At 64.4% G+C, this 17,222-nt stretch carries 18 protein-coding genes; 11 read left to right on the top strand and 7 right to left on the bottom strand.

Translation table 11 applies throughout. The features are described from left to right. Nucleotides 1-61: 61 nt before the first annotated feature. Together G8E10_RS22175 and G8E10_RS22170 are read left to right on the top strand one after the other, a co-directional pair. Nucleotides 62-742 (top strand): amino acid ABC transporter permease, encoded by a 681-nt coding sequence (locus G8E10_RS22175; RefSeq protein WP_110801881.1) that lies wholly within the window; start codon nt 62-64, stop codon nt 740-742. Beyond that, on the top strand, nt 739-1,494 hold the full coding sequence (locus G8E10_RS22170) for an amino acid ABC transporter ATP-binding protein (RefSeq protein ID WP_110801882.1): 756 nt from the start codon (nt 739-741) through the stop codon (nt 1,492-1,494). The genes G8E10_RS22175 and G8E10_RS22170 overlap by 4 nt, the downstream gene beginning before the upstream one ends. Here G8E10_RS22170 and G8E10_RS22165 read toward each other — a convergent pair. The 3 genes from G8E10_RS22165 to G8E10_RS22155 all read right to left on the bottom strand — a co-directional run bounded on the left by G8E10_RS22165 (nt 1,472) and on the right by G8E10_RS22155 (nt 3,204). Beyond that, nucleotides 1,472-1,780, bottom strand: coding sequence for a hypothetical protein (locus G8E10_RS22165; RefSeq protein WP_167130712.1), 309 nt, complete (start codon nt 1,778-1,780; stop codon nt 1,472-1,474). The genes G8E10_RS22170 and G8E10_RS22165 overlap by 23 nt on opposite strands. 43 nt (nt 1,781-1,823) lie before the next feature. Beyond that, nucleotides 1,824-2,612, bottom strand: coding sequence for a VOC family protein (locus G8E10_RS22160; RefSeq protein ID WP_167130711.1), 789 nt, complete (start codon nt 2,610-2,612; stop codon nt 1,824-1,826). A 169-nt stretch (nt 2,613-2,781) separates the two neighbouring features. Continuing rightward, nucleotides 2,782-3,204, bottom strand: a complete 423-nt coding sequence (locus G8E10_RS22155; RefSeq protein ID WP_110730476.1) for an organic hydroperoxide resistance protein — start codon at nt 3,202-3,204, stop codon at nt 2,782-2,784. A 148-nt stretch (nt 3,205-3,352) separates the two neighbouring features. Between G8E10_RS22155 and G8E10_RS22150 the strand changes: the two genes are divergently transcribed. The 3 genes from G8E10_RS22150 to G8E10_RS22140 all read left to right on the top strand — a co-directional run bounded on the left by G8E10_RS22150 (nt 3,353) and on the right by G8E10_RS22140 (nt 6,377). Beyond that, nucleotides 3,353-3,862: a MarR family winged helix-turn-helix transcriptional regulator gene (locus G8E10_RS22150; protein ID WP_425530866.1), complete on the top strand. Its 510-nt coding sequence runs from the start codon at nt 3,353-3,355 to the stop codon at nt 3,860-3,862. 215 nt (nt 3,863-4,077) lie between these two features. Next, nucleotides 4,078-5,982 carry a sensor histidine kinase gene (locus G8E10_RS22145; protein ID WP_167130710.1) on the top strand — a complete coding sequence of 635 codons (1,905 nt, stop codon included), beginning with the start codon at nt 4,078-4,080 and terminating at the stop codon, nt 5,980-5,982. After that, nucleotides 5,979-6,377 (top strand): response regulator, encoded by a 399-nt coding sequence (locus G8E10_RS22140; protein ID WP_110801886.1) that lies wholly within the window; start codon nt 5,979-5,981, stop codon nt 6,375-6,377. The genes G8E10_RS22145 and G8E10_RS22140 overlap by 4 nt, the downstream gene beginning before the upstream one ends. Nucleotides 6,378-6,451: 74 nt before the next feature. Here the strand turns inward: G8E10_RS22140 and G8E10_RS22135 are convergent, their stop codons facing one another. Beyond that, nucleotides 6,452-7,252: a L,D-transpeptidase gene (locus G8E10_RS22135; RefSeq protein ID WP_167130709.1), complete on the bottom strand. Its 801-nt coding sequence runs from the start codon at nt 7,250-7,252 to the stop codon at nt 6,452-6,454. Between the two features lie 285 nt (nt 7,253-7,537). Then, on the bottom strand, nt 7,538-9,874 hold the full coding sequence (locus tag G8E10_RS22130; protein ID WP_167130708.1) for a putative bifunctional diguanylate cyclase/phosphodiesterase: 2,337 nt from the start codon (nt 9,872-9,874) through the stop codon (nt 7,538-7,540). A gap of 111 nt (nt 9,875-9,985) precedes the next feature. Between G8E10_RS22130 and G8E10_RS22125 the strand changes: the two genes are divergently transcribed. Continuing rightward, nucleotides 9,986-11,344: a TIGR03808 family TAT-translocated repetitive protein gene (locus G8E10_RS22125; protein ID WP_167130707.1), complete on the top strand. Its 1,359-nt coding sequence runs from the start codon at nt 9,986-9,988 to the stop codon at nt 11,342-11,344. Nucleotides 11,345-11,450: 106 nt separating this feature from the next. Beyond that, nucleotides 11,451-12,110, top strand: coding sequence for a glutathione S-transferase family protein (locus tag G8E10_RS22120; protein WP_167130706.1), 660 nt, complete (start codon nt 11,451-11,453; stop codon nt 12,108-12,110). 21 nt (nt 12,111-12,131) lie between these two features. On the opposite strand, the gene G8E10_RS22115 is transcribed toward G8E10_RS22120, so the two are convergent. Continuing rightward, a complete protein-coding gene (locus G8E10_RS22115; RefSeq protein ID WP_167130705.1) occupies nt 12,132-12,515 on the bottom strand; it encodes a DUF4406 domain-containing protein in 384 nt (127 codons plus the stop codon). 88 nt (nt 12,516-12,603) lie between these two features. On the opposite strand from G8E10_RS22115, the gene G8E10_RS22110 reads away from it, so the two are divergent. The 3 genes from G8E10_RS22110 (at nt 12,604) to G8E10_RS22100 (ending at nt 14,898) form a co-directional block, all read left to right on the top strand. Continuing rightward, entirely contained in the window at nt 12,604-13,356 is a 753-nt protein-coding gene (locus tag G8E10_RS22110; RefSeq protein ID WP_132713436.1) for a DeoR/GlpR family DNA-binding transcription regulator, read from the top strand. A 45-nt stretch (nt 13,357-13,401) separates the two neighbouring features. Beyond that, nucleotides 13,402-13,833, top strand: a complete 432-nt coding sequence (locus G8E10_RS22105) for an EamA family transporter (protein ID WP_167130704.1) — start codon at nt 13,402-13,404, stop codon at nt 13,831-13,833. Between the two features lie 66 nt (nt 13,834-13,899). Continuing rightward, complete coding sequence (locus G8E10_RS22100; RefSeq protein ID WP_167130703.1) at nt 13,900-14,898, top strand: NAD(P)H-quinone oxidoreductase; 999 nt, start codon at nt 13,900-13,902, stop codon at nt 14,896-14,898. A 404-nt stretch (nt 14,899-15,302) separates the two neighbouring features. Here the strand turns inward: G8E10_RS22100 and G8E10_RS22095 are convergent, their stop codons facing one another. Beyond that, nucleotides 15,303-16,040: a DUF3750 domain-containing protein gene (locus tag G8E10_RS22095; RefSeq protein WP_167130702.1), complete on the bottom strand. Its 738-nt coding sequence runs from the start codon at nt 16,038-16,040 to the stop codon at nt 15,303-15,305. A gap of 138 nt (nt 16,041-16,178) precedes the next feature. Between G8E10_RS22095 and G8E10_RS22090 the strand changes: the two genes are divergently transcribed. Continuing rightward, complete coding sequence (locus G8E10_RS22090; RefSeq protein WP_167130701.1) at nt 16,179-17,189, top strand: asparaginase; 1,011 nt, start codon at nt 16,179-16,181, stop codon at nt 17,187-17,189. Nucleotides 17,190-17,222 lie beyond the last annotated feature (33 nt).

Below are 17,222 nucleotides of genomic sequence, written 5' to 3'. Positions count from 1 at the left end.
CGGTGAACAGAGTTTCACGGCAAATGCTCTGTTTCTGCATCGCGCAAGCTGAGGAGATACCGTGCCGCACTGGCTGCAACTCATGATCGACTCGCTTCCGGCCCTGTTATGGGCAGGAGCGAAGTTCACGGTCCCCCTAACGCTTCTCTCCTTCTTTCTTGGTGCGATCCTCGGCCTGATCACCGCGGTGACACGCCTGTTCGGGCCGATGCCGCTGGCCCTGATCGCCCGGTTCTACGTCTGGGTTATCCGGGGTACGCCGCTTCTCGTTCAGCTCTTCGTTATCTTCTACGGCCTGCCGAGCGTCGGCATCCTGCTCGATGCCTTTTCCGCAGCACTGATCGGCTTCACCCTGAATGTCGGCGCCTACAGTTCCGAAATCATCCGCGCCGTCATTTCCTCCGTGCCCAAGGGACAGTGGGAGGCAGCCTATTCGATCGGCATGACCTGGAGCCAGGCCATGCGGCGTACCATCCTGCCGCAGGCAGCGCGCGTCGCGGTGCCGCCTCTGTCGAACACCTTCATCTCGCTGGTGAAGGACACGTCGCTCGCGGCCGCCATTACCGTTCCCGAGCTTTTCCAGTCGGCCCAGCGGATCGTCGCCACGACCTATGAGCCCCTGATCCTCTATATCGAGGCGGCGTTGATCTACCTCGCGCTCAGTTCCGTCCTCTCCTCGGTGCAGGTACGGCTGGAGCGACGCTTCGCGCGCTATGGCGGCATGATGGAGGCCAACCGATGATCGAGCTTCGCCACATCGAAAAGCGCTTCGGCGATGCCGTGATCCTCAAGGACATCAACCTCACCATTCCCGAAGGCAGCGTCACCGCGCTGATCGGCCCGTCCGGCGGCGGCAAGAGCACGCTGTTGCGCTGCATCAACCTGCTCGAGATCCCGAGCGCCGGCACCATCCGCATCGGCAGCGAGGAGACGGTGTTCGCGAAGGGCAAAAAGCCGGGTTGGAACGACATCCAGAAGATCCGCCAGCAGACCGGCATGGTGTTCCAGAACTTCCAGCTCTTCCCGCATCGCACGGCCATCGAGAACGTGATGGAAAGCCTGACGACCGTGCTGAAATGGCCGGCCGAAAAGGCCCGAACCCGCGCAATGGAACTGCTGACCAAGGTTGGCATGGCGGAGAAGGCTTCGGCCTGGCCGGCCACGCTTTCGGGCGGGCAGCAGCAGCGCGTGGCCATCGCCCGGGCCTTGGCGCCCTCACCCCGCGTTCTCCTCTGCGACGAGCCGACCTCGGCGCTCGATCCGGAGCTTGCAGCCGAAGTGGTGGACGTGCTCGGCACGCTGGCGCGCGAAGGCACCACCATGGTCATGGCAACGCATGACCTGCGTCTGGCCTCCAAACTCGCCGATCAGGTCATCTTCCTGCAGGCCGGCGATATCGTCGAGGCAGGCCCGGCACGAACCGTGTTCGACACGCCGCAACACCAGCGCACCCGTCAGTTCGTCTCCTCCATCAGCGCGGCACAGGTTCTGTGATATCCACACCCTGTTGCGACGCGATGGTCATCGCGCGTCGCACCTGCCGGCTGTTGAGGTGAAACGCCCGTGTCGAGGCCGAAGCGGCCTCCGCGAGGCGCGCGCGTGCCGCAACGACAAACGCCTCCGCATTGGCCTCGACGAACGCGACGCAAACCTCAGGCGCAGCTGCAGATCCCCTCAAGGTCCGGAAAACATTCCGATGCACCACGAAGCGATATCCGCCATCGACGTGAAACTCGACGGCGTCAATCTCAGCCCGCCAGAGGGCGCCCATTGCAGGCATGTTTTCATCCTTGCTCAAGGGCATGGCAAGCGACGGGCGCTGCCTAACGCTCCGACGCCACGAGCGAGAAGAACGCGCCCTGCGGATCGCGGGCGTTGACGATATAGGCCGGGCCCGGAACCTCCGTCGGACCGTTGATGACGCTGCCGCCGCCTGCCACGAGGCGGGAGATGGCGTCGTCGAGCCTGTCGACCGTGATGTAGGTGGCCCAGTGCGCCTTCGACATCTGCGGCAGGCGCGTCATCATGCCGCCGACCGCCTGTCCGTCATGGGCGAAGATCCGATAGATGCCGAGGTCGCCCATATCCATGTCGTGATCGACCGTCCAGCCGAAGACGTCCGCATAAAAGGCAAACGCCGCCTCGCAATCGTCGGCATTGAGCTCGTACCAGCCGAACTGTCCCGGTGTCGTGGAGGGAACGGCGCGCGGCGACACGTCCATCGGCAGCGGCGTCATGATACAGAGTACGGCCCCATGCGGATCAGCGATGACGGCGAAGCGGCCGATCTCCGGAATATCCTCCGGCGGCCGGCGGACCGTACCACCCAGAGCCTCGACCTTCGCCACCGTGGCATCGCAATCGGACACGGAGACATAGGCCGTCCAGTTCGGCGGCACCTTCTCCGCCAGCAACTCCGGCGGGATGGACATCATACCGGCAATGCCGACCCGGCCATCGCCTTCGGGCCGTGCGGTCTCGAAGACGGTGTAATCAAAGGCTGCCATCTCGACCGTGGTCCAGCCGACCACGGCGCTGTAGAACGCCCCAGCCGCCGCCCGGTCGGTCGTCATCAGTTCCGTCCAGATGAATTTTCCGTGTTCTTCCGACATCCTGCCTCCCCGCAATGGTCGTCTTTCGCGCACATCATGCCATCCTTCGCGGTCACGATCAAATGCGCACGCATGGCGGGAAAGCGGGATCCGAAGCATAAAAAAGGGTGGAGACGGACGCGCCGTCTCCACCCTCTGAAATGTCAGACGATAATGCTGGATGGCCCTATCAGGCGACCTTGACCGGCACTTCCGTCGAGGTGCGCATGGCGTGGCTGTAGGGGCAGACGATGTGAGCGGCAGCCACCAGCTTTTCCGCGGTTTCGCGGTCGAGGCCGGGGATGTCGACGAGGAGCGAGACTTCGATGCCGAAGCCGGTACCGTCATCGCGCGGGCCGATGCCGACCGTCGCGGTGACCTTGGTTTCTTCTGGAACCTTGATCTTTTCCTTGCCCGCTACATTCTTCAAAGCACCGAGGAAGCAGGCGGAATAGCCGGCTGCGAAAAGCTGCTCGGGGTTCGTGCCCGTGGCGCCATCGCCGCCGAGTTCCTTCGGAACGGTCAGAACGACGTCGAGCACGCCGTTCTCGGACACGGCGCGACCTGCGCGGCCGCCGGTGGCAGAAGCTTTGGTGGTGTAGAGAATAGCCATTGGGGTCTCCTGTGGTCGCTTTCGACGCGTTTCATGAAGAAGATCTGCTGTCTTCCCCACCTTCATATCGCGAAATTCAATTGTACGCAACTGAATTTCGCAAATTGCATTTCTGGCCAAACCGTGTAGGGTGCCGGACATGGAAAAGATGAAGGCGATGGCGAACGAAGATGTGGTGCAAACGGCGCCCTTTGCCGTCCCCCTGCCGGTGGACGACCAGCTTTGCTTCGCGGTCTATTCGCTTTCCCACGCGTTCAACCGGACCTACAAGCCGTTGCTCGACCGCTTCGGCCTCACCTATCCGCAATATCTCGTCCTTCTCGCATTGTGGGAGCACAAGATGATGACGGTGAAGCAGATCGGAGAACAGTTGGGGCTCGATTCCGGCACGCTCTCCCCTCTTCTCAAGCGCCTGGATACCGCCGGCCTCGTCAGCCGCACACGCGACCGCAAGGACGAGCGGCAGGTCAACATCGCCCTGACCGAAAAGGGCAAGGCCCTGCAGGCGGAGGCCGGCCATGTGCAAACAGCCATCGGCAGCGCGATTGGCTGCAGCACCGATGAGGCACGCGCGTTGCGGCGCGTGCTGGAAGCGCTGACCCAGAGACTTTCCCAACCGGAGCTTTCCGAGCCGGAAGAGACAATCGACGCCGGCTGACAAAGCCTGCCGCGCGCAGCCCGTTGCGTGATGATCCGTTGACGCCACCTGCATGCCGTGATCTCCTCGCTCAGGAGGGACGGAGCGGAGGGTGCCCCAAGGGAATGGTTCGCGCGCCAGCGAAGGAAGAACAGAAGACCCGACAAAGTGCGGGTGCGCAGCCGCACGACGGAAACCGATCTCGTTCGACGCCGGATCGGCAGCCACCGGCCCGCATGAGCTGGCACAAGGCTGGCATGGCGGCGGCCTGGTTCTGCGTCCTCGTCGGCACCGGCATCGGCAGTCTCTGGCTCCTGAAGTCCGGGCACGTCGCCGACACGCTGCCCATTCTCTTCCGCATGCAGTTCAACACCGCCATCAACTTTGTTCTGACCGGCCTTGCCGTGACCGCTCTCCTTTCCGGTGCGGGGCGGATCGCGACCGGCCTCTCGATCGCCGTCATGCTCATCGGCCTCGCCTTCCTGCTGGAGCCGCTCTTTCATGCCGGGCACCCGCTCGACACGCTGCTGATCGACCCCTTCCGCCAGACGTCGCCCCATCCCGGGCATCTGGCGAGCGGCACAGCGCTCTCTTTCCTCCTGATCGGGGTCTGCGTCCTCGTCAGCGCCGTGACAGGCAGACCGACGCTCCTGCGCGTCGTTCTCGCCGCCGTCGTGTTCATGGCGGCCGCTGCCACGCTGATCGGTTACGGCCTGCAACTCATCACCGAAAGCGACTGGCCGCGCTACGGCCATATGTCGCCGCACACCGCCCTTTGTTTCGCAGCTCTCGCCCTCCCCCTGATCTTCCTGCGCGTGGAAGAACTCGACTACAACGCCTCGACCATTGCCGCCATGCTCGGTGCCGCAAGCTATCTCCTGCTCCTGGCTCTCACGCTGCTCGACCTGCAGAACGCCTTCGAGGGCAGCAGCCCGACGGTCAGCATCGATCCGGACGGAAAGCCGGCATCGCAGGCGATCCTCGCCGGCCTGCTCGTGGTCTCCGGCATCGTCTATGCCGGCCTCATCGTCTACGCCTTTCGCAGCGCCCAGCGCTCTCGCGTCATCGCCCTGCAGCTGCGCGAAAGCCAGGAGCGCATGAGTGCGATCATCGACACCGCGGCGGACGGGATCGTCACCATCGATGCCCGCGGCACGATTCTCTCGACAAACCGCGCCATGGAAACGATCTTCGGCTATCGCAGCGAGGACATGCTCGGACGCGACGTCCGCACGCTTATTCCGGACCTTATACCGACAGCGGGAAACGACGATCACACCGCGGACATCGCCTGTGCCACGCGGGAGGTCGAGGGCACCCGCCGCAGCGGCATCCGCTTTCCCCTCGACCTCTCCGTCGCCCGGATCGAACTCGACCACACCGTGCTCTACAGCGGCATCATCCGCGATATCTCCCAGCGAAAGCAGCACGAGCAGGAGATCCTGGACGTCAATGCGGAACTCGAAGAGTTCGCATGGCGCACCTCCCACGACCTGCGCGCGCCCATCGCGTCCTCCATCGGCCTCACCGCCATCATGCGCGACATGATCGGCCTGCAAGCACCCACGACGCAGCTCGTCCCTGTCATCGGACGGCTCGAACGCGGGCTGCAGAAGCTCGACGGGCTGATCGAGAACATCATCCAGCTGAAACGCAGCCGCCTGCTGGACGAGGCGACGACCTCCGTACCGCTGGCCTCCACGGTGCAGGAGACCATCGAGCGACTGCGCTTCATCGACCCGGGACGGCAGGTCTCCTTAGCGGTCGACATTCCCGAAACGCTCGTCATCCAGACCAAGCCGGCCCGTCTCCGGATGATCCTCGACAATCTCATCTCGAACGCCATCAAATATGCCGATCCCGACGAGGAGGAGCGCCGTGTGATCGTGGATGCCGCGCTCACCGGCAACGGATGGCTGGAACTCCGCGTGTCCGACAATGGCCTCGGCCTCGGACAGGGTGACGAGAACGGCCTGTTCCAGATGTTCAAGCGCTTCCACCCGTCCCGGTCCGACGGCAGCGGCCTCGGTCTCTACATCGTCAAGACGACCGTCGAGCATCTCGGCGGCACCGTGGCTTACGTTCGGCTCGACAAGGGCAGCCGCTTCGTCATACGCTTGCCCCAGAGGAACGACGCATGACCATCGGCTCACTCCTGATCATCGACGACGATGAGACGGATCTCTTCATCTGCGGCTATACCATCCAGCGCTTCGACCCCGACATCAAGGTCGTGCAGGCGCTGAACGGCCGCGAGGGCCTGGATATGCTGCGCCGGGAGCGGCCGGACGCGATCATTCTCGACATCAACATGCCGGTCATGAACGGCTTCGAATTTCTCGAAAGCTACGCCCGCGATTTCGCCCGCCAATTCAGCGATCCCGTCCCGCTGGTCGTCATGCTCACCAGCTCGCACCTCGGAGCCGACCGGCGCAAGGCGCTGCAGTATGATTTCGTGAAGCGTTATTTCGAAAAGCCGCTGACATCGGACAATCTGAAAGCGCTGGCCGAGATCATCGAGACAGGCCGGCACTGAAATCTGGCACCGACGCACAGCAAAAAGCCGGCGGAAACCGCCGGCCATGCTTTTCGCAAGACATCCGTCGAATGTCAGACGACGAGGATCGGCGACTTCGTCCGCACACGATCGTAGAGATCGATGACGTCCTGATTGATCAGGCGGACGCAGCCGGAGGAGACCGCCTTGCCGATCGACTGCCATTCCGGCGAGCCGTGCAGGCGGTAGAGCGTATCCTGACCGTCCTTGAAGATGTACATGGCGCGCGCGCCAAGCGGGTTCGACAGGCCAGGTTCCATACCACCGTTCTCGATGGAATAGGCGGCGAGATGCGGCTGGCGCGCGACCATCTCGTTCGGCGGCTTCCAGCGCGGCCATTTCTGCTTCCACTGGATGACGCCCCGGCCGGACCAGGCAAAGCCTTCGCGGCCGATGCCGACGCCGTAGCGCATCGCGCGTCCGCCCGGCTCGGTCAGATAGAGAAACCGGTCCTGCGTATCCACGATGATCGTGCCCGGCGCTTCGCCGAAGGGATCGGCGACTTCCTGGCGGTAGAAGCGCGGGTCGATTTCCTGAAAGGGCACGGCGGGAATGGCATAACCACCATCGACGACCGGGCCGTAAATGCTGGCGGCATAGGCCGAGCGCGGCGGCAGGCCAGTCATGTAGGCGGCGTTCTGCGGCTGACCGAAGGGCGGATAGCTGCCGTTGGCCGGCGCAAAGCGGTTGTCGAATTCCGGGTTGCGGAAATAGGGCCGGGTTTCGGAGTTGAAGCTGGGGGTGTTGGACGTGCTGTTGCAGGCCGACAGCGCAGCCGTTGCAGCGGCCACGCCGGTCAGGTTCAGAAACTGACGGCGAGACAGAGGGGACGTCGGACGCTTGAGCGGGCTCATAAGGGGCGGACTTCCGGTTGACGCGACAATCATGATCCGTTTCGCCAATCGCGCCAGTCCGTTGGGAGGACGGGCCCGCGCATTCGGCTTCAACGAGCACAACAGCCAAGCTAGTGCGCGGCAAACGGAGGAAAAGCAGGCTCCACCGGGTTTTTGACGACCGTTGCAACTTTGCATCCATCCGCTGCCGGCGGTTGTCACCCTTTATGGCAGAGACGTGCTGGCGCGAGGCTTGCCGCGCGACGGGAGTATGGCAGAGCAACCGGCATCAGGTCGATCGCCGGATCAGGCACACACCGCGTCGAGAACCCTGCCCCTGTCGAGCTGCATCACGAACGCGGCCGGCGGCAGCGGACGGCTGACCCAGTAGCCCTGGATCTCGTTACAGCCGGCATCGCGCAGGAAATCGAGCTGTTCCTGCGTCTCGACGCCCTCGGCGATCACATCGAGCTTGAGCTTCTGCGCCAGCGAGATGATCGCCGCCGTGATCGCCATGTCGTCCTCGTCATCCGGGATGTCCTTGACGAAGGAGCGATCGATCTTCAGGCGGCGGACGGGAAAGCGCTTGAGCGCGCTGAGGCTGGAATAGCCGGTGCCGAAATCGTCGATGGCGAGCCGCACGCCGAGTGCCTCCAGCTCGTGCATGGTGGCGATCGCCTGCGGCACGTCCTGCATGATCAGGCTTTCGGTCAGCTCGAGCTCCAGAAACTGCGGGTCGAGGCCGGTCTCTGTCAGCGTCCGGGCGACGCGGGAGACCCAGGCCTTCTCCGCGAACTGGCGCGCCGACACGTTGACGCTGACGATCAGGCTCGGCAGGCCGGCATCCTGCCATGCCCGGTTCTGGCGACAGGCGGCATCCAGCACCCATTCGCCGATTTCCACGATCAGCCCCGTCTCTTCCGCGAGCGGCACGAATTCACACGGAGAGATCAGACCCTGTTGCGGATGGTTCCAGCGCAGCAGCGCTTCGGCCGCAAAGATGCGGCCTGATGCGAGATTGAGCTGCGGCTGGTAGTGAAGCACGAATTCGTTCTGTTCCAGCGCCTTCCGCAGGGCCTCGACGCGCAGCAGCTTCGCATGCGCGGCATCCGCCATCTCGGACGAGAAGAGCTTGAGGTTGTTGCGCCCGAGCGCTTTGGCCCGGTACATGGCAGCATCCGCATTGGCGAGCAGCTCACCGGTGCTTTCCCCCTGCTCCGGATAGCACACGACGCCCATGCTGCAGGTGACCTGCAAGGTCTGCCCGGCCAACGTCATCGGACGGGCGATCGCGCTGCGGATGCCTTCGAAGCGCGCCAGCACGACCTCCCGGTCGGCCTGGAGGCCCGTGAGGAGAATGATGAACTCGTCGCCGCCGACGCGGATGATCATGTCGCCCTTGCGCACGCACAGGCTCATGCGCTGCGCGACGTTGCGCAGCAGTTCGTCGCCGGCATTGTGGCCGAGGCTGTCATTGACGAGCTTGAAATTGTCGAGATCGAGGAAGGCAAGCGCCACCCACTCGCCCTTCTCCCGCGCATCCGTCATGGCCTTTTCCATGTGCCCGTCGAGCATGATGCGGTTCGGCAATCCGGTCAAAGCATCGTGATGCGCCATGAAGTGGATGCGTTCGGCCGCCTCGCGACGCTCGATGGCGATCCCGGCCAGACGCGCGGCCATGGCGATGAGGTCGCGGACCGGATCTGCCGGCAGGCCGACCGTCTTCGAATAGAGCGCGAAGGTGCCGAGCACCTTGCCATGGAACGACAGAAGCGGCGCCGCCCAGCAGGCGCGATACCCGAAAGGCCTCACGAAATCGACATAGGGCGCCCATAGCGGGTCGTTCAGGATATCCCCGACGAAGACGGACTCGCCGCGAAAGGCGGCCGTGCCGCAGGAGCCGTTGTTCGGTCCGATCGGAAAGCCTTCGAGCGCGGCCGCATAGGTGGGATCGAGACCGGGCGCCACGCCCTTCAGGAGCCGCTGCCCGTCCTCGGTCAGCATGTATACGGCGCCCTGCACGCCCGGCACATGCGCCTCGATCATCAGGATCAGCTCGTGGAAGAGATCCGGCAGCGGCGTGTCCTTGGCGATCATCTCCAGCACGCGCGTCTGCCCGATCATCAGCTGTTCGGCACGCTTGCGGTCGGTGATATCGCGAGAGACGCCGACGGTGCCGATCGTCCGGCCGAGCTTGTCGCGCAGCGGCACCTTCGACGTCATCAGCCAGCGCTCGCAACCCTTCTCGACGGCCGCGCGCTCCTCCATGCCGATGATCGGCTCGCCGCTCGCAATGACCTGCCGTTCGCCCTCGGTGATCCGGGCAGCGACCTCTTCGTCATGCAGATCGAAATCGGTCAGCCCGACGATCTGGTGCATCTCGGAAAAGCCGTTGTCCCGCACGGTCGCCTCGTTGGCGATGAGAAACCGGCCTTGCAGATCCTTGGCGTAGATGTAATCCGGAATATGGTTGACCATCGTTTCCAGCCAGTAATGGCGTTCGGCGATGTCGGTGCGCGGGCCGTAGAGGCGGGCGGCTTCACTGGCGAGCCGGCGCGTCGCCTCGATCAGGCGCTGCGTGTGGTCGCTGCCCGAAGAACTTTCGGAGATCGTGCTACGTCCGCGTGGGGTCGTTTTGCTCAAGGCTTTCTCCCGCCAGTCATTGGCGTGCGCTGTCCGATACGAAGTGCTAACGGAAAGAAGTTATTCTTCCCTAAAGATGCCCGATCACCAGCCCCCTTCAGCGAACACGACATGACGACCCGCCGCACCCTTCTTTTCGCCCTGGCGAGCCTGCCGGTTGCCCTCGGCAGCAGGCAGACAAGCGCGGCGTCCCTGCCGGACGGCTTTCGCGGCGCACTCGACGCGACCGACTTCGGCGTCCGGCCCGGCAGGCGTGCCGACCAGTCGAAGGCGTTCCGGGCTCTCCTTGCCGAGGCCGTCGAACGCCGCCTGCCCGTCATGCTGCCACCCGGCGACTACAGGCTGTCCGGGATCACCCTGCCCGACGGCCTGACACTGGCCGGCACGCCCGGCGCGACGCGGCTGATCGCCTCGGGTGAAGGCCCGCTCCTGACAGCCGAAAACCTGGCCCGGCTCACACTGACCGGACTGACCCTCGACGGCGACGGACAGACGAGCGACCCCGGCCGCGGCCTCGTCGACCTCGACGGCATCGAGCGGCTGACGATCGACAATTGCGTGATATCGGGCCGCACGGCAGGTCATGGCCTGAACCTCAGGCGCAGCAGTGGCCGCATCCGCGACAACGACATTTCGGGCGCCCAGGGTGTCGGCATCTTCGCCGTCGATAGCCGAGGCCTCTCGATCACGGGCAACACCGTCGCCGACTGCGGCAATGGCGGCATCCTCGTTCACAGGTCGGAAGCGGGCTCCGACGGAACACTGGTCTCGGGCAATCGCATCTCCCGCATTGCTTCCCGCGATGGCGGAACCGGTCAGAACGGAAACGGCATCAACATTTTTCGCGCCGGCGACGTCATCGTCTCCGGCAACCACGTATCCGATTGCGCCCTGTCCGCCATCCGCGCCAACGCCGCAAACAACGTGCTGATCTCGGCCAACCAGTGCCTGCGCTCCGGCGAGACCGCCATCTACTCCGAATTCGGCTTTCAGGGCGCCATCGTCACCGGCAACGTCATCGACACTGCCGCCAACGGCATTTCCATCGTCAATTTCGACGTCGGCGGAAGGCTGGCAACCGTCGGGCAGAACGTCATCCGCAACATCACCGGCATCGCTCCCTATGTCTCCGACGGCGCGGGCTTCGGTTTCGGCATTTCGGCCGAGGCCGACACGGTCGTGACCGGCAACGTTATCGAGCAGGTGGCGCGGTGGGCGCTGGTGCTGGGTTGGGGCCCGTATCTGCGCAACGTCTCCGTGACGGGCAACGTCATCCGCGTCGCCCAACTCGGCTGCGGCGTGTCTGTTGCGGACGGCGCCGGCACGGCTCTCATCACCGACAATCTCTTCGAAAACGTCGGAGACGCCATCCTCGGCTACCGCTGGACGGAGAAGGCCAGCGCAGACCTCGTGGACGGAACGGCGGAAGCGTTCCCGCATCTGACGGTGACGGGAAACCGCCGCGTGTGACGCGCAAACCATCAGCAAACTTCATGCCTTGCATCAGCGCGCCGGTCTTCCATCCCCCGGCCGAAACGTTAAGGCTCGTCTGCAACATCAAGGTCTGGAGACTATCATGCTGACCATCTACGGGGTCTATCGGTCGCGGGCATCGCGCAATTACTGGATGGCCGGCGAACTCGGCATAGCGTTCCGCGCTGTGCCGGTCATACAGGCGCGCCGGCTGGTCGACCCGCTGGCGAAGACGGCGCCGCTCAACACACAGTCGCCGGCCTTCCTTGCCATCAATCCCCGGGGCAAGATCCCCGCGATCGAGGATAACGGGCTGGTGCTGGCGGATTCGCTTGCCAACAACCTTTATCTTGCGCGCACATATGGCGGGCCGCTCGCCGGCGCGGATGCCGCCGAGGAAGGGCAGATCCTCGACTGGACGCTGTGGGCCGCAACGGAAATCGAGCCCTACGCGGTCAAGATCGTGCTGGCCTATGACGCCGAGCCGAACGGCCCGGCGCGCGGCCGGGCTATCGTGGACGCTGCGACACAGGCACTGGAAACGCGCTTCGGCGTTCTGGAAACCCGCCTTTCGCAACATGCCCACGTTGTCGGCGACCGTTTTACAGTGGCGGACCTCAACCTTGCGGAAGTGCTCCGCTACGCCCAGAGCCAGACGGCCCTGTTCGACAGGCATCCTGGCATCAACACCTGGATCGAGCGCTGCCAATCGCGCCCGGCGTTCCGTGAGATGATGCGGGTGCGCGAAGTCGAGCCAGCCTAAAGGGCGGATCCGTTGCGGGGATCAGGCCGGGATCGCGCGTGTCGCGAAGGCTGCGCAGCCCGGCACATCCTCCAGCCTCTCATAGACCGGAATGCCGCGCTCGCGCGCGATCCGCACATCGTTGTCGGCCCCTTTCGAGGCGCCGGGAAAGCGGAGCACGGCATCGCAGAGCGCGAGCAGCCGGCCGGCGACCGGGTGGAAGATCTCCTCATAGAGCGCATCCCCGACCGTCTTGCCGCCGGCCGCATGCCAGATCGGCAGCGCCACCCATTCTCCGATCATCGGCACATGCCCCGCCTGAAACAACGCGTGCGACGGCGCCTCGAGCACCTTCAGATTGGCTGCCATCTTCGCAGGATCGTCATTCGTGCCGGAACGATAGGGGGCGGCAATCAAAATCAACATGGGAAACGCCTTCATGGTTTTTCTGGTATTTTCTTGTTAATTCTTGTTTGATCACGTAATATCCAGAAGAGTCAAGAAGGAGATTTCGATGCTCACCAGTCAGCGGCACGCCCTCATCCTCGATCGCCTGCGCCGCGACGGGCAGATTGTCGCGACCGCTCTTGCCGGTGAACTCGGCCTGTCGGAGGACACGATCCGCCGCGATTTGCGGGAGCTAGCGGGCGCAGGCAAGCTGCAGCGCGTCCATGGCGGCGCCCTGCCGGTGGCCCCGCCCTTGCCCGATCTCGGCGCGCGAACGCAGATCGCCAAGGCGACGAAGCAGGCACTCGCGCTGCGGGCGGTCGAGCGGATCGCCGCGGGCCAGTTCGTCTTCCTCGACGGCGGCAGCACGAACGAGACGCTGGCCCGGGCCCTGCCCCGCGATCTGCGGATCACCATCGCCACGCACAGCCCGACGATCGCCGCAGCACTGGCCGGCCACGATGCCGAGGTGATCCTGATCGGCGGGCGGCTCTACAAGCACTCGATGGTCGCCACCGGATCGGCAGCGCTTGCCGCCATCGAGACGATGCGTTTCGACCTGTTCTTCCTCGGCGCAACCGCCCTTCATCCGACGCATGGCGCCACCACGGGCGATTTCGAGGAGGCCGCGATCAAGCGCGCCATTGCCCGCCAGTCTGCGGAAACCTTCATCCTTGCGGCAGGCGACAAGCTCGGCGCGGCGTCGCCGCACCGCATCCTGCCGCTTGCCGACCTGACCGGCCTTGTGGTTTCCGCCGATATCGAGGACACGACACTCTCGCTCTATCGCGAAGCCGGGCTGGAGATCCTTCAAGCCTGAGCCTCGCGCGAGCTACGATCAAACGGCGTCGGAAAGGTCCCATCGATGCGATCCCTCTTCCTCTCCTGGCAGGCCTGGGCCATGCTCTCGGCCGTCTTTGCGGCGCTGACGGCCATCTTCGCCAAGATCGGCATCGAGAACGTCAATTCGGACTTCGCGACCTTCGTGCGCACCGTGGTTATCCTCGCGGCGCTGGGGCTCCTGCTGGCGGTGACGGGACACTGGCAGTCGCCAGTCACCGTCTCGCCGAAAAGCTGGCTGTTCCTCGTCCTGTCCGGGCTTGCGACCGGCGCATCCTGGCTCTGCTATTTCCGGGCGCTGAAGATCGGGGACGCCGCGCGCGTGGCGCCGGTCGACAAGATGAGCGTCGTTCTCGTCGCCCTCTTCGCCGTCCTGTTTCTCGGCGAAAAGCTGTCGGCGCTGCACACGCTCGGCATCGGCCTCATCGCCGTCGGCGGCGTCCTTCTGGTGCTGTAAGTGCCTAACCTTTGACCCTGCCGCGAGATGCACTAGCTCTGGTATCAACCAAGCACAGGAGTTCCCATGCCGCTGCCGACGGAAATGACGTTCATCGACCTGCCCTCGCCCGGCGGACCGGAGGCCATGGTGCTCGCCAAAGGCCCGCTGCCCGAGCTCGAAGCCGGCCACCTGCTCGTGCGCGTCGAGGCCGCCGGCATCAACCGGCCGGATGTCATGCAGCGCAAGGGGCTCTATCCCGCCCCTCCCGGCGCAAGCCCGATCCTGGGACTGGAAGTCGCGGGCGAAGTCGTTGCCATCGGTGACGGTGCCGAGGGTTTTGCCGTCGGAGACCGCGTGACGGCGCTCGCCAATGGCGGCGGCTATGCCGAATATTGCAGCGTGCCCGCGACGCAGGCGCTGCGCTGGCCGACCGGCTACGACGCCGCCCGCGCCGCCGCCCTGCCGGAAACATTCTTCACCGTCTGGGCGAACGTGTTTCAGATGGCGGATCTGGTGGAGGGCGAATCCATCCTCATCCATGGCGGCTCGAGCGGCATCGGCACGACGGCGATCCAGCTCGCCGGCGCCTTCGGGGCGCAGGTGTTCGTCACCGCCGGCAGCGGGCCGAAATGCGAGGCCTGCCTGTCGCTCGGTGCCGTTAGGGCCATCGATTACAAGCAGGAGGACTTCAAGGAGGTCATTCTGTCGGAAACCGGCGGCCGCGGCGTCGATGTCATTCTCGACATGATCGGCGCCTCCTATTTCGAGCGCAACCTCGGATGCCTGGCCACCGACGGCCGGCTTTCCATCATCGCCTTCCTCGGCGGTGCCAAGGTAGAAAAGGCGAACATCGCGCCGATCCTCTCCAAGCGCTTGCGCGTCATGGGCTCGGCGCTTCGCCCGCGCACGGCAGTGGAAAAGGAAGCGATCCGCGACGATCTGGAGGACAATGTCTGGCCCCTGCTCGACGAGGGCACCGTGGCCCCGGTCATGAGCGCCGTCCTGCCCTTTGCCAACGTCGCCGAGGCGCACCGCCTGATGGAGGAGAGCGGCCACATCGGAAAGATCGTGCTCACCCTCTGACGTAAAATCGTCACCTCACGACGTGACAATGAACCGTCATTCTTCGTAATCGCGCAGACAGAAGTTTTGTGAAGGAAGGACTTGCGCTTCTTCGAAAATCGCCTATCTTTTCCTCATGTTCAACGTAATGAAAGGAAGGTGGTCCAATGTCTAATGAGATTTCGGTACTCGTAACGGACACGGGAAGCATGGTTGCAGAAATGAGGCAGCCCTCGCTCTGAGCCTTCCTTCTACGGACTGAGCCAGCAGCCAGTCCGGGCCGTTTACGGGCCGTATTTCGTGGAAAGGGTCGCTAACGCGGCCCTTTTTCCGTTTCTAGGATTTGGTGCAGGGAATGCGTGCTCTATACTCCAGCATGACGACCTCAGTGTAAGGAAGCACTGACTGTATGCAGGCTGGCCTCCTTACATCCCCAGCCGCCCAAAAGCGGGAATCTTGAGCGCGGGCCGCGCGACATCCACGCCGGCGACGAGGCCCATGAAGTGCAGCTCGAACCCGCTGCGCACGCCGGCCGAGATCCCCACGAGGCCGTAGAGCGTGGCGTGGATATCGCGGCCATCGGCATCGATCGAGAAGAGCTTGCCCTCCGGCAGATAGTCGCGCCCGACGGCATCCGGCGGCAGCACAGCACCCAGATCGGGCACGGTGCGCAGCACATGCGCAACGAAGGTGTTGGAGTTCGGCCCCGGCCAGATGCGGTAGGCGCCGGGCGTGGCATAGGGGTAAGACTGGATCGCCGCCTCGACCTGCGGGATGAGCCGTGCAGCCTCCGCGCCCGTGATGGCGACGACCACGTTCGGCCGGTTGGAATACCAGGCGCCATCGGCCTCGCGCATGTTGCGCCGGATGGGCGTGCCCCAGCCGACCTTGTCATAGCGGTTGTAGACGCGGTCCCCCGCCCCCTTCGTCACGATCCAGGCATGACTGGCGACCGACCCTTTCAGGCCGCCCGTGGCCGCGGAAAGCACATAGATCGCTGCGTCCGCATCCGCGGTCGCTTTCGGCAGGACGCCGGACGAGGACCAGTCGGCATTGCGCCAGCTTTCCGGCCGCTCCCGGACATACCAGAGCCCGGCTGATGCGAGCGCCGGCAGGAGATAGACGACGAGGATGGCGAGCAGGAGAATACGGATCAGATTCATGCAATGTCCGGGTTTGACGGGGAAGCGCGATCGGTTATGGCAGGGAATGGAAAGCGGCGGCGTCTCGTGAGAGAGATCGTCGTGCCGGGAACGGATGGCAAGATCCGCACCGAAATGTGATGACGAGAGGCTTGTGACATGACGAATCCGGTACTGGTTGAGGTGACGCGCGGCGCTCTGGTGGAAAGCCGCCATCGCGGCATGGTGATCGCGGTCGATGGCGACGGCCGCACCGTCTTCTCCCTCGGCGACGTCGATGCCGCCATCTTCCCGCGTTCCGCCTGCAAGGCGATGCAGGCCCTGCCGCTCATCGAGACGGGCGCCGCCGACGCTTACGGGCTCGACCAGCGGATGCTGGCGCTCGCCTGCTCCTCCCACAATGGCGAGCCGGAACATGCCGCCTTGGCTGCCGAGATGCTGGCGCGGGCCGGACGCGACGTCTCGACGCTCGAATGCGGCGCGCACTGGTCCTTCAGCCAGCCGGTGCTGATCGATCAGGTGCGGGCGATGGACAAGCCGAATGCGCTGCACAACAATTGCTCCGGCAAGCATTCCGGCTTTATCTGCGCCGCCTGCCACGCCGGCGTCGATCCCCAAGGCTATATCGGCTACGACCACTTCATCCAGCGTGAGATCCGCGATGCGATGGAAAGCCTGACGGGCGCCGCCCTCGGCCACGACAATTGCGGCATCGACGGCTGCGCCATCCCGACCTATGCCGTTCCCCTCAAGGGTCTCGCCCACGGCTTTGCCAAGATGGCGACCGGAACGGGCCTTGGGCTCGAGCGCGCCAAGGCCGCACGCCGCCTGATCGATGCCTGCATGGCCGAGCCCTTCTACGTCGCGGGAACGAAACGCGCCTGTACCCGTCTGATGCAGATAGCCCCTGGCCGCATCTTCGCAAAGACCGGTGCGGAAGGCGTCTTCTGCGCAGCCATCCCAGAACAGGGCATCGCCATCGCGCTGAAATGCGAAGACGGCACCACCCGCGCCGCCGAAGCCATGATCGCCGCAACGCTCGGCCGCTTCTTCCGCGATGAGCCCGAGATCGAAGCGGCGCTTTTGGCCGATGCGACGACGTCGATGTACAACTGGAATGGTATGCATGTCGGCGATGTCAGGGTGACCGAGGCCTTCGCCCGCACCTGAGGTCAAGCCGGGGCAAGGCATCCTCTTTTTTCT

It is taken from the genome of Ferranicluibacter rubi (genome assembly GCF_011603255.1).
Taxonomy (GTDB): Bacteria; Pseudomonadota; Alphaproteobacteria; order Rhizobiales; family Rhizobiaceae; genus Ferranicluibacter; species Ferranicluibacter rubi.
Note: the sequence above shows the minus strand (reverse complement) of the source record. Positions and strands in the feature narration are given on the sequence as shown.